Source organism: Legionella brunensis, assembly GCF_001467025.1.
Taxonomy (GTDB): domain Bacteria; phylum Pseudomonadota; class Gammaproteobacteria; order Legionellales; family Legionellaceae; genus Tatlockia; species Tatlockia brunensis.
Window position 1 is genome coordinate 106,530 of sequence record NZ_LNXV01000036.1, and the last position, 12,868, is coordinate 119,397.

Here is a 12,868-nt window from a genome sequence, read left to right on the forward strand (position 1 = left end):
TGAAGTTTTTACAGCATTTGTTAACGGGATAAACCTGGAAGAGTACCGTGAGAGTGACGATAATTGTCACGTGGAGCTTCAGGGGGATAACCATAACCGCGGTCTGCAAGGCGTTTTACAGACTGGAGATAACGTTCTCCCCATGCTCCTGGGTCAAAATTGGTCACCACAACGTTATAACTTAGATTAATGACCGATTCGAATGCTTTTCGTTGCGCCAGCTCATGACCACCAAAAGCCACTTGAACTTCTGTTTCCTGACTAATGCCGCCACTCTTGAGACGTTCTATCAACAAGTGAATCATTTTCTCAACTGTATAATACAATTTACAGTTTGACATTCCGGCAGAATACATATCTGCCCCTTTGGATGTCGTTAATTTAAAGCCATGATCATGAATTGCATAAACAAATTCGCGCTCATTAGAGCCCTCTATGGGTTCCGGCTCTACAACAAGTGGAGGAGAGATTATTTGAATGGTCGGAGTAATGATAAACAATTCAAAATCAGCCCAACGCCACCAGAGTTGATAGATTTGCTCAATAAGCAAAACTGGATCAGTCTCATTTTCGGATAAGAGTTTTCGTCCTTCCTCTGCTAGTGCAGTATATTCCTCAGAGGACATTTCGTTAACCATTTCAACACCTATGTAGCATTTGATATAACTATCTTAGCCCAAAATAAGTTATCAAGCACCGCTAAAAGACTCAAGAAACTGTAAAATAACTGTTATTTTTTCGTATTGTTATATTGATAATATACAGGAGGCTGCGTTTTACACTTAAAGCAACGACTTTGGCAAGGGCTTTTTTCTTGGCAACACTCAATAATCCCTTTCTTAAGCCATATATCTAACATCGGTTGCAAAGTATGAATATCTATGTGAAATTGACGTGCTATTTGCTGATTACTAGCTACCTGCTCTCGTCTTAAAAAATCACGTATTTGCAGTAACATACTCATCTCCGGAAGATAATTGACGTAAAACGCCCCATGAGATAATAACAGCTGAGGTAATAATTAATACCCAAGCTAAGGATTGTTGTGGATGGGAAGTGAACGTGGCCAATTGATAAACTAATACTGCGCTCAGATAAGCAACAACAAAAGACCATATGATAGAAAACCACATTAATTTACTGCTCGCCTCTTGGCGAATAACTGCCATAGTAGAAACACAAGGAATGTAGAGCAAAATAAATACTAAGTAGGCATAAGCACCAGCCTTTCCATCAAAACGTTCAACCATCATCCCATAAACGGATTGCGATACTTCATTATCAGGAGCACTTGCGACCAAAGGATTTAAGAGAGCTTGTCCCAACTCACTTAAATTTTGAGGGATTGACCACAATGCTGTCTGTAATGATCCCCAAAAATCAAAGCTTGCAGCAGAAATTTGGCCTAAGTGGCCAAGTTGGGCATACAGCGTATTTAAAGAGCCAACAACCACTTCTTTTGCCAGCATGCCTGTCAATAATCCTACTGTTGCTGGCCAGTTATCCTGATGCAGCCCCATAGGAGCAAAAATAGGCGTCAACCATTGACCTAGCAAAGACAAGACCGAATGTGTATTTGCTTCACCGCTGCTGATTCCTCCTTCAACAGTTAATGCATTTAATCCTCCTAAAATGACACAAACAGGAATAATCAAACGACCTGCACGAATCACAAAATGCCGTAAACGCAATGAGGTTTCTTTTAGCAACCGTTTTAAAGCCGGCTTATGATAAGCTGGTAACTCCAAAATTAAAGGAGATGCCTGGCCGCGCAACGTTGTTTTACGTAAAACAAAGCCCGTTAACACCGCCATCAAGATACCCATTAAATAAAGAGAAAAAACCACATTTTGTCCACCCGTTGGAAAAAAAGCAGCAACAAATACCGCATAAATTGCTAAGCGAGCACTACAAGACATAAATGGACTCATCATCACTGTTAGTAATCGATCTCTTTCTGAGTCGAGTGTTCGCGCTGCCATGATGGCAGGAACATTACAACCAAAACCAACGATCATCGGTACAAAAGATTTTCCTGGCAAACCTAAAGCACGCATGATTTTATCAACTACAAATGCAGCACGAGCCATATAGCCAGAAGCTTCCAATAAAGACAAAAAGAAAAACATTGCAGCGATTACTGGAATAAAGGTTAGCGTGGTATTAATACCTTTACCAATGCCATTTGCAACTAAGGCAATCAACCAATTAGGCATGTGAAGTTGTTGTAAAACCCAGGCGCTTCCCTGAACAAAGAGGGTATCTGTGGTGATATCAAAGAAATCCTGGAATGCACCACCGATATTAATGGCGAACAAAAACATGAGGTACATCATGGTCAAAAATATGGGTAAGGCAAAATAGCGATGCAAAACCAAGCGATCAAGTTTAGCTGTAAAATGCTCGCTTGTATCGCTTTCTTTTTTTTGAACGTTTAAAACAAATTCATGAATTTTTTGATAGCGGGCATCCGCTAAGAGAATATCTAATTCTTGCCCCTTTTCTTCCATTACGCACGCAATATCTTCATTGCTATTTAGTAAATGATTATCTCCTTCTAAAATGCGCCGAGCGTAATAGCTTCTCAATTGGCGGACAACCCCTACCTTTGACAATTGCTGCTCTAAATCTTGTAGAACATCCTTTATTCCCTGAGAAAACTGCAACTCAAGCGCATTAGCCGGCTTGGGATTTTCACAAATAACCTGATTGAGGACATCGATCCCAATTTTTTTGTGAGCCTGCATAGGAAGAACCGGACACTGTAATTGCTTTGCTAATGCTTGAATATCAATTTTAATACCACGTTGTGAAGCAATGTCCATCATATTCAACACAAGAATAACAGGTTTTCCTAACTCTAAAATTTGGCTGGTTAAATAGAGGTGCCGCTCTAAATGACAAGCATCAATGACATTGATGATAATGTCAGCATCCAAAGTTACTAATGCACTCGCAGCAATTTGCTCATCCTGGCTAGAGGTTGTCGAAGAACTTAACGAATAAACACCTGGTAAGTCAGTTACCTGGATTACTGTTTCTTTTAAGGAATAAGAACCTGTTTTCTTTTCAACAGTCACACCAGGCCAATTGCCAACGCGTTGATTAGCTCCAGTTAACGCATTAAAGAGTGTGGTTTTGCCGCAATTGGGGTTGCCTACCAATAAAATATGCGTCATATGCGCTCCCAAATTAATTCTGCCGCCTCTTCTTTACGTAGGGTTAAAGAAGTGCCGCGCACTTCAACTTGCAGGGGACAACCTAAAGGAGCCACTCTAATGACTGAAATTTCTACACCACGAGTAATACCTAATGATAGTAGTCGTCTTCTATACAATAAGTCTGTTTGACCAAAATCGACTAAGCGAACTCGGTCGCCTTTTACAAGCTCAGTAATGCGCATGAAGTTAAATCTAATCAACTAAAAGTAAAAGTGTAACACAAATGATATCGAGAATCATTCTCATTTTAGAAAAAAAATAGTCATCCTTTTATTTTTAATGCCCCCTAAATATTCTCTCAAACATAGAGATATTACATCGCGTATAGGCAATTGGCATCACTGAGCATGCTATTTACCGCTTATTAATGGGATAACCTGCCTGTTCCCACGCACCGATACCTCCTTCAAGACTAAATACTTCTAGTGAGGAATCTTCAGCTACCAGTTTTTCACAAGCGTTCATACTGCGTTTCCCCGCTTTGCAATGAAAAACCAATTTTTTTGCCCCTGCATCCGGCAAGCGTTTTACAGAGATAGTATCAAGAGGTATAGAAATTGCAGCAGAAATATTTTCTGCAGCATGCTCTTCAGGTTCGCGAACATCAATAAGGACCGCTACTTTTTTTTCAAGCCAATCTTTTAATGTGGCCGCATCGATTGTTTTAATTGTCATTGCAATTCCTCCCTTAAATTTGCGCCCATGACTTTAACATCATTATGATAATCTTTTCATCCTTTTATTTTTTTGTGCAAACGTGCTACATTATGCACTCTTTTGAAACCCAAGAAGATTAACATGAAAGTCAGTTTTTTCAATCCATTTTTAGGAATCATTGAAACAAATAATGCTCCACACGCCCGCACAAAGCGTACTTCTTTAGGTACTAAGTTTAAAGATGCCTTTGCCGTGCTCCATGGCAGCAAAGAAAATGTTGGCTTATTTGATTATGCATCTTTGTTTATAGCCGCAGTAGCACTCGAGTGGCTAAGATGGTGCATAGACAATAAAGACAACAATAAACTTGCTGCCTGGCTAATGCTTCCTGCCGCTATTGTGAATATTCCCTTATATATTGTCAGGCTTGTGGTTTGTGCTGTGGCTACTCTAATTACAGCTCCAGTAACCCTAGCGGTCTCTGCCATAGCCAATTTTCTTAATGCTCAAACCCAAGAAGAAGCTTTATCCATCAAAGGCGAAACACCCAGTGGCAGCTACTATACACTTCAGCGTTTCCTTGCAGAAAATGACATTGACGTTGAAGACCTTCGTGCAGGAATTCATACTGATGAAGCCAAAACCAAACACCTGATACTCTCACACAAAATAGTAACAGATGGCAAAACTGAATATGTACCCATCAAAAACTTCGATATTAAACTTAATTCCTTGCACCAGAAACACTCCTTATCTGCCTTCTTCAAACTTAATATGGGTCAAATAGTACATAACCTGGAAAATAACCCCAACACTGCAAACAATGCAGACAAAATTTTTGCTAGCATTGTCAATCCTGCACCCTAATGATTTCAACCTACCAGATTTCCAAGATGACTCTGGTAGGCCTTTCTGCGAAGCCTCATCTGCACTCTGCTACATTATATTTTGTGCAACCCGACGCGGGTGACGTCTTAGATAATCGATAGATTGCATTTCTTGCAGGCGACTTAGTGTTCTTTTAAATGCTTGGCTCATTTCCCCCTGGACATACAACGCCTCCAACGGGACTGCCGCTGACATAACTACTCGAATTCCTCGGTCATACATCACATCAATAAAATGAATCAATAAAATAACATGGACTGTATCGCTTGCCGTCAATGCAGGAATATTAGAAACAAAAACCGTGTCAAAGCGCGTAGCAATTTCCAAATAATCCAGCTGACTACGTGGTAAATTGCAAATCACATTAAACTCAAACCATACAGCCCTTTCACTGCATTTTACAAAAGGAATACTACGATTCTGTACGGCTAAGCTGCCGCCCTCTTCAATTTCACCGCCAATTGCAGCGAACTGCTCAGCCAAACTATTCTCTGTTGTCAGGTTTAATGGATAAAGATACGCTGTACATAAAGGTTCCCGTCCCAAACGATAATCTCTTTTTTCTCCTAAAGAGATGACTTCACAATGCGTTTTTATAAGCGCAATGGCTGGCAAGAACCGTACTCGCTGGATACCATTTAGGTATAATTCATCAGGAGGGGTATTTGAGGTCGCAACCAGAACAATGCCTTCGGCAAATAATGCCTGTAACATCTCGGCTAAAATCATAGCATGCGCAACATCATGAACTAAAAACTCATCAAAACATAATAATCGGATGGTCTTTGCAAGCTCTGCAGCAATACGTTTTAGGGGATCTTTTTGCCCTTGTAAACGACGTAATTGTCCATCGACTTGCTGCATGAAATGATGAAAATGTATGCGTACTTTTTGCTCCTCTGCGACATATTGATAAAATAAATCCATTAAGTAAGTTTTACCCACACCGACAGGACCGTATAAATAAAGTCCAACCGGTTGTGGTAGCTTTTGCAACCAATTAAGCCATGAGCGCCGAGGCAATTGCAAATCTTCAGCCAACCGTTGCATGGAGGCTAAGACTTTGCGCTGTAAGGGATCATCTTCAATATCACCGCGAGCGATGGCCTCCTCATAGCATTGTATTAACCTCATAATACCGTTACCTGTCTGCGAATAGCATCGATAAGTTGCGCTTTAAGATCCAGCAACTTTCCGTGAAAAAAATGTCCAGTATCAGCCAAGCGAATAACAGGTAATGTACTGGCTGATTCTTTTGCAAAATCAAAGACTACGGAAGCGGGAACAACCTCATCTTCATCCCCCTGGACAATTAACCAAGGATAGGGAGCAGGTTGAAATTCATGATAATTATAGTGATGCACCGGTGGCGCTATCGTAATCAACATTTCGTGTGGACATTGGGCAGCAGCACGATAAGCAACATAAGAACCGAAAGAAAATCCAGCAAAAAACATTTTTGAATTTTCTTTTTCATGCTGCCAACGTCGTACCAAATCGAGCATGTCCTCACTTTCACCAAGACCACTATCATAACTTCCTGACGATTGTCCAACACCCCGAAAATTAAAGCGCAAGCTTGGAATACCAAGTTCTTTAAAAACACGAGACAAAGTTGTGACCACTTTATTATTCATTGTTCCACCCTGCAATGAATGAGGATGGCCTAGAAAGGCGACGTAGTTGTCATTCAAATGAGGCGGAACTGTTAATATCGCTTCCAACACACCTTGTGCACCTGTAAAAACAAAAGGATGTTCACCTGCAGTATCTAGTTTTTCTGTTAGCAACATAAAAATTGTATAAAATTTTAAAACACAATGATAACGCATCTTGCAATTTCATGCGCGTTCTTTAAGATCAATCAGGCACCGACAATTTGCGGTGACTTTTTTTAATTATAATAATTATTGGAGGACTTGATCCATGAGACAGGTACCCGTGTCAGTTGATTTTCTTCATGCTATTACCTCAAATGCAAGGGGACTAGCATGAAAATTCATGATTTCAAACGCAAAAAACAGCAACAATCCAAAATTAGCATGATTACTTGCTATGATTACCCTTCTGCACGTATTGTCGCCGAATCGCACGTTGATTGCATTCTCGTAGGCGACTCTGTAGCGATGGCCGTTCATGGATATGAGACAACTGTTATGGCAACCATGGAAATGATGGTCTTACACACCCAAGCAGTTGCTCGTGGCTTGGGGCAGCAGTTTTTAATCAGTGATTTGCCTTTTTTAGGGCATCGCATTTCGAAAGCTGAAACAATTCAAAATGTAAAACAGCTTATACAAGCAGGTGCTCATGCCATAAAAATTGAAGGCTCTGATGCCGATACTTGCGAAACTATTGCTTATTTAGTATCAGCCGGTATACCCATTATCGGTCATATCGGTTTAACCCCTCAATCAATTCATCAACTAGGGGGCTATAAAGTACAGGGTAAAGATGAAGAACAAGCAACCCAACTATTGCGGCAAGCTGCGGATTTAGAAGCATGTGGATGTTTTGCCATCGTTATTGAGTGTGTTCCTCAACAATTAGCAACAACGATCACGCAAAAATTGACAATACCCACTATTGGCATAGGCGCAGGAGCAGGTACTGATGGCCAGGTTTTGGTTTGGCACGATCTTCTAGGGTTACAAACGGAATTCAAACCTAAATTTTTAAAACAATATGCGCGGGGAAAGGAAGTTATTTTGGCGGCTATTAATTCCTATGCCCAGCAAGTGCAGCAAGCACAATTTCCTACCAGCGAACATGCATTTTAAATATCCTGAATTCAATTATTTTGTCCCGTTTTTTATAGCGGGACGTATCATTTATAGCATTGAATCAAGATTTATAAATATTTGACAAATGGTTTTAGTCACTAGGAGTCTTCCATGCAAATTTTTCACAATATGAATGAATGGTTAGCTACCCGTCGTTCCTTACCATCCGATGTATCACTAGGATTTGTACCTACTATGGGTAACTTGCATGCCGGCCATGCTTCTTTATTTAAACAAAGCAAACAAGAGAATGAGTTAACTGTAGGTAGTATTTTTATTAATCCCACTCAATTTAACCGACCTGATGATTTTACTCATTATCCCCGTACCTTGGACGAAGATTTGCTTTTATTAGATAAGCTGGGAGTGGATTATTGTTTACTTCCCACTGAGGAAGCAATTTATAATGATGGTTACCGCTATCAAATCCAAGAAACCGACCTCTGCCAACTCATGGAAGGAAAATACAGACAGGGACATTTTACAGGTGTGCTCACTGTGGTTATGAAGCTACTTAATCTTGCCAAACCTCGATGCGCTTATTTTGGTGAAAAGGACTATCAACAATATTTACTAATTAAGGAAATGGTTGCTGCTTTTTTTATGGACATTGAAATCAAAGCCTGTCCTACAATACGAGAAACAAGTGGGCTTGCATTTAGTTCTCGCAATAATCGACTCACAGCCAAACAAAGGCTAGAGGCCGATAATTTTGCACGGATTTTTCACCAAAATAAGTCTTGCGAATTGTTAGCCCAAGAGTTCAGTCAAAATAACATTAAAGTCGAATATATCAATGACTACCAAAACAGACGTTTTATTGCCGTGACCATCGGTGATATTCGTTTAATTGATAACTACGCCCTTTCAGAAAATTAAGATCAATAACGCGAAGTTCCATGACACTCTAAACTTCTAAGGGAGCAAGTTGCTCCCTTAGATCAATTCAAACACGATATCTTATAAAATTAGTCTAATTCCCAGGCCTCTCGACTTTAAATTCCTTCATACCTTCCCAGCCCCTGTAGTCTAATTGTGCATTCTAGGATTTTAAAGTAAAATATAAAAACACATTGATCTATTAAAAACCATTGCGCAACCATGAAGCGCAATAGGTCAACTTAACAGAGGCTTTAACATGGGTCCAACACAATTTATTCATGAGCTATCCGAGCGAATAACCCAAGATGACTACGAGGAAATTCTTAAATTAGTGAAAAACCCAGAAACAGATATTAATCAAGCTGGACGAAATCAATGGACACCTCTACATTGTACTATTCTTCACAATAAACCCGCTTTATTAGAGTTATTTTTGCTTATGGGTGCCAATCCTTACGGAAAAAATGCTATTGGGACGCCTAAAAAACATGCAGAGCTACTTGACAATCCTGATGAGATATTGAAGCGGCTTCCCAAGCAGACAACTACCCCACCTTGTGATAAAGACACATTTATGGAGGCTATCAAGAACGGCAATGCTGATTTTATTAAAGAGATGCTGTCCAAAGGGTTTGTTTATGATGACAATGACGTTTCTTTTGGTAATTTCGAGTTTACTGGTTTAGGCATAGCCGTTCAGACAGGCTCATTTGAAGTTGTAGAGCTCTTAGTTAGACAAGGCAGTATGATACAAGACGCAGCACTACAAGATTGGCTGAAAAAACAAGGTGACCGTGCTGATCTCAAACAAATCAATCAACTTCTACAATTAGAAAAACAGAAGCAGATTCAGATTATGGAAGTTTTTTGTGCGGCGAAAGGGGAGAGTGCAGAAGAAAAATTAGACGCTTGCCGCAAAGAGATTGATAACATCAAACTCAACTTTGACGACATTGTTAACGGGATGAAACAATCTGTCCTCTCTGAAGAAAATGGACTATGGCACCAAAGAATTAATGATAAATTGGCGGCACATTTAGATTATCCTCATGAATTTACTCAGGCATGCAGGAATATGGTGGCATTAATTGTTACTTCACAAAAAAGTGGGGAGCTTTTACCTGTAGAATCGTTTAATTTGATCTGTAAGACAGAGCGCCTTATTGATAATCCCAAAGAATACAAAGAATTTCTTGGAGCAGCCAAGAACTGCCAAATGGTGGCTGGAGGGAAGTTGTCTGCATACATTGCTTTACTTGCTGGTTGGGCTGCTAAAATTGTGTCTGCAGGCCATTGGGGAGAGGCGCGGATTAAATATGCAAATGAAAAACTCGCGCGACTAGAAATCATTGAAGAATACGCACAGATAAATGAAAAGCGCTCGACACAAAGGATTTAGTTAAAATAACATGGTTAAACTGAATTAGTTTTGACTTAATCTGACACACCGTGTCGAATTTATCAATGACTCCACTTCATTTGTTGCCTAACTTGCTGATAGGCTATTACTAGTTTCATGCTAACCTTCCACGAGTTTGGCTAATCTTTTAACCAAACCCGTTGCACCTTTGATTTCTAAAAATCTTATTGGCCTTTAACTAGCTCAACCTGCACATTCAGGGCCTCTAAGCTCATTGATTTGTCTTAACTCCTCAATGACCTCTTTAGATTTTGTATTGCCGAAGAAAGTATGAGTCACTTGTCCTACTGCTTTTTTTATTTGTCCTCGTTCTTTCTGATGCCCTAGTTTATGTTCAGTTGCCTCTTTAATTCCTGCTAGCCACAACTTAAGAGAGGGCTGATTTTTGAAGCAAGTTTCATAGCAAGAATCCTGAGTAAATTGCTCCCTCCATCCTAGCAAGCTAAAGACCTTTTCCATTTCTTGGCTATAGTGGAATGCATTGGAAATAATTGCAATGGCAGTACTGTCATATTTGAAGAGAGGCACTTCTCTACCAATAGTAGCTAAAGCAGTAAATACATAACGTAACTCTTCTGGATTATCACCTTGCAAAATGACAGGGGTTTCCTCATTTGGCGGTTCACTATAACCTGCTAGCATTTGTGCCGCGACTGCAAGTGAATATTCAACACGAGCCGTAATCAACTCTGGATCATTAGGATCAGGTCCTTCCGGAAATTTATTAAGCGTGAGTTTGACATCAGACTGATATTCTTGATAGTCATCCCCCTCAGCGGGATTGTAATTACTGCTGTAGTGCTCTTCGATGAAATATCCATGAAAATCACTATCACCATTGATTTCATATTGACGAAAATAACCAGCTTTTGCCCATTGAACAGGTCGATAATAAACTCCACCTCCGACAGTGCCAGATACAGTAGTAACATTACCATCTCTATCTGATTCATAGCCTTCTTGGAAATGAGCTGATCTTTCTTCCTGAGGGTGATCACTATAACTACTAGCAAAGGATAAAAACTTCAGCGCATGTTTATCCTCTTTTGCCTGTTGAATAGTTTTTAAAATCCCTTGCTTTACTAAAGGGTGTGAAGCGTGTGGGTCGCCATATAATTGCTTGTAAAGAGGTTCATATAGCGCTAACTCTTCATTGACTTGATGTAAATAGCGAGTCAATACCGCACGATGTTCCTCAATTGCTTTCTTCTGTGCATCGTTTAAGCCTCGCATCTCCCCAGGTGCAGGTAAACTTTTTAGTTGATCATTCAATTCATGGCTTAAAGGCTTCAAATAATCGACAATAACACTACAACCATCGGCCAATTTAGCATAATGAGGAGCCATTTCTTCAGCATGCTTCTTAGCTGCAGCTTGGAATCCTGGGTTAAACCAGTGAATAGGCGACGTTTTGGCCAGATATTTAAGTTCACTCTGAATACCTTTATCGAGTGTAGTGATATTTTTAAGATGATTATAAATATCTCTCAATTCATCTTTATCATGATTTAAGATACGCTGATAATTTGCACCTAAAAGGTTTGTCTTTTTCTGGAGACGTGCTTGCCGAAGAGCTGTTAAGCGTTCATCAGCTGCATCAGCAATAGTCAGATAGTCGTTCGTCCCTAACAAAGATACTAGTCTACGATTTAAACCTGCCTCAATTAGATCATTATTATTCTCAGCTCTTCTGACATTGATTAATAATACATCGTCTTTGCTTACTCCAATGCGAGCCTTTAACTTAGCAATCGCTTTTCTTTGGGCTACTAGTTGAGGATCTTCTGGATCTCTTCTTCGCAATATAGCTGCCTCACGTCGACGAAAATCTTCTTCATGACGCTGCCTCTCTTCACTATGTTGACGAATTCTTTCTTTGTGAGCACGTTTTGCTTCACGCAATGCGTCTTTTTTTGACGCAAGCTTTGTTTCACGCACCCCAACATTACTCTCACGTTGTCCAACCTCGTTCTCACGTCTTTTAACCTGCTGCTCTCTTGATTCCACTGCTTTTTCACGTTCATCAACTTTCTTTTCACGACGCTCCATTTCCTCGCGAAGACGATCCATTTCTAAGCGCATAGACTCTATTTCTTCTTTCAGCCGTTGAGTAACCTCTCTTTCTTTCTCTAAAGCCTCATTAGCCTTCTCTGTTTTACGACGCTCTTCTGCTAACTCTTTTTTCCCTTGCTCAATATCTTCTTTATAACCTTTAATTTCGCTGCGTAAATCCGCAACTACCTCTTTAAGAAGTTCGTTAGCTTCTTCTAACTGTTGTGCTTTGCTTAGCAGCTCTTCATTCGTTTGCGTGAGCTCATCTACGGTCGTCTTAAGCTCTTTTAAATCACTCTCCGCTTTCAGCTTCGCCTGTGTCTCTGTATCCAATAACGATTCCAGATGCTTACGCTCACTTTCTCGCAGATTCTTTTCTTCTGACAATTTTTCAGTTAAGGTAGCCTTCTCCTGCTCTAACTGTTGTAGACTTACCCTTAACCTTTCAATCGTTTGTAGCTTCTCTTTTAACTGCTCGCCTTGATTTTGCAGTTTCACCAGCAATTCCTCTGCTTCTTGCTGGCTCGCTTCTAACTGGCTAGTGATATCCTCTAACTCTTTGGCATGCCTTTCTTGCGCTAATCTAAGCTTTGCCTCAGCCTCTGATTTCCCTTCTTTCGCACTCTCAACTTCTGAGCGTAAGTCACTGAGCTCCTCCTCATGCCTTTTCTTCGTCTCATCAATCTCTTGCTCTAACTGCTTCGACTTCAACTGGCTCTCTTCCAGTTGCACCTTCGTCTCTGAAAGTTGGTCACCTAACTCTTTGGTTAACTTCTTCTCTTCCTCTAGCGACGTGATTAACTCATCAACTTTTTCCTTATAAGTCTCGACTTGCTTTTCTAAACTGGAAACCTTGACCAACAGCTCGCTATTCGCCTCTTCTAACTGTTGTGCTTTGCTTAGCAGCTCTTCATTCGTTTGCGTGAGCTCATCTACGGTCGTCTTAAGCTCTTTTAAATCACTCT

At 40.2% G+C, this 12,868-nt stretch carries 12 protein-coding genes; 4 read left to right on the forward strand and 8 right to left on the reverse strand.

Annotated features, from left to right (window positions below):
* Positions 1–20: 20 nt before the first annotated feature.
* The 5 genes from Lbru_RS14775 to Lbru_RS14795 all read right to left on the reverse strand — a co-directional run bounded on the left by Lbru_RS14775 (position 21) and on the right by Lbru_RS14795 (position 3,896).
* A complete protein-coding gene (locus tag Lbru_RS14775) occupies positions 21–638 on the reverse strand; it encodes a hypothetical protein (protein ID WP_058442899.1) in 618 nt (205 codons plus the stop codon).
* A 92-nt stretch (positions 639–730) separates the two neighbouring features.
* Complete coding sequence (locus tag Lbru_RS14780) at positions 731–958, reverse strand: FeoC-like transcriptional regulator (protein WP_058442900.1); 228 nt, start codon at positions 956–958, stop codon at positions 731–733.
* Positions 939–3,179 carry a Fe(2+) transporter permease subunit FeoB gene (gene feoB / locus Lbru_RS14785; protein WP_058442901.1) on the reverse strand — a complete coding sequence of 747 codons (2,241 nt, stop codon included), beginning with the start codon at positions 3,177–3,179 and terminating at the stop codon, positions 939–941. Before feoB ends, Lbru_RS14780 begins: the two co-directional genes overlap by 20 nt.
* A complete protein-coding gene (locus Lbru_RS14790) occupies positions 3,176–3,403 on the reverse strand; it encodes a FeoA family protein (RefSeq protein WP_058442902.1) in 228 nt (75 codons plus the stop codon). The genes feoB and Lbru_RS14790 overlap by 4 nt, the downstream gene beginning before the upstream one ends.
* Before the next feature lie 172 nt (positions 3,404–3,575).
* On the reverse strand, positions 3,576–3,896 hold the full coding sequence (locus Lbru_RS14795; RefSeq protein WP_058442903.1) for a rhodanese-like domain-containing protein: 321 nt from the start codon (positions 3,894–3,896) through the stop codon (positions 3,576–3,578).
* A 123-nt stretch (positions 3,897–4,019) separates the two neighbouring features.
* On the opposite strand from Lbru_RS14795, the gene Lbru_RS14800 reads away from it, so the two are divergent.
* Positions 4,020–4,745 carry a hypothetical protein gene (locus Lbru_RS14800; RefSeq protein ID WP_058442904.1) on the forward strand — a complete coding sequence of 242 codons (726 nt, stop codon included), beginning with the start codon at positions 4,020–4,022 and terminating at the stop codon, positions 4,743–4,745.
* Between the two features lie 69 nt (positions 4,746–4,814).
* On the opposite strand, the gene zapE is transcribed toward Lbru_RS14800, so the two are convergent.
* Both zapE and Lbru_RS14810 read right to left on the reverse strand, forming a co-directional pair.
* Positions 4,815–5,900, reverse strand: a complete 1,086-nt coding sequence (gene zapE, locus Lbru_RS14805; protein ID WP_058442905.1) for a cell division protein ZapE — start codon at positions 5,898–5,900, stop codon at positions 4,815–4,817.
* Positions 5,897–6,559, reverse strand: a complete 663-nt coding sequence (locus Lbru_RS14810; RefSeq protein WP_058443173.1) for an alpha/beta hydrolase — start codon at positions 6,557–6,559, stop codon at positions 5,897–5,899. The genes zapE and Lbru_RS14810 overlap by 4 nt, the downstream gene beginning before the upstream one ends.
* A 198-nt stretch (positions 6,560–6,757) precedes the next feature.
* Here Lbru_RS14810 and panB point away from each other — a divergent pair, with 198 nt between their 5' ends.
* From panB to Lbru_RS14825, 3 genes are all read left to right on the forward strand, one after another.
* On the forward strand, positions 6,758–7,546 hold the full coding sequence (panB, locus tag Lbru_RS14815; protein ID WP_058442906.1) for a 3-methyl-2-oxobutanoate hydroxymethyltransferase: 789 nt from the start codon (positions 6,758–6,760) through the stop codon (positions 7,544–7,546).
* A 114-nt stretch (positions 7,547–7,660) separates the two neighbouring features.
* Complete coding sequence (gene panC / locus Lbru_RS14820; RefSeq protein ID WP_058442907.1) at positions 7,661–8,428, forward strand: pantoate--beta-alanine ligase; 768 nt, start codon at positions 7,661–7,663, stop codon at positions 8,426–8,428.
* A gap of 259 nt (positions 8,429–8,687) precedes the next feature.
* On the forward strand, positions 8,688–9,830 hold the full coding sequence (locus tag Lbru_RS14825) for an ankyrin repeat domain-containing protein (protein WP_058442908.1): 1,143 nt from the start codon (positions 8,688–8,690) through the stop codon (positions 9,828–9,830).
* A 204-nt stretch (positions 9,831–10,034) separates the two neighbouring features.
* On the opposite strand, the gene Lbru_RS14830 is transcribed toward Lbru_RS14825, so the two are convergent.
* The coding region (locus Lbru_RS14830; RefSeq protein ID WP_193786926.1) for a coiled-coil domain-containing protein at positions 10,035–12,868 on the reverse strand (2,834 nt) is incomplete at its 5' end.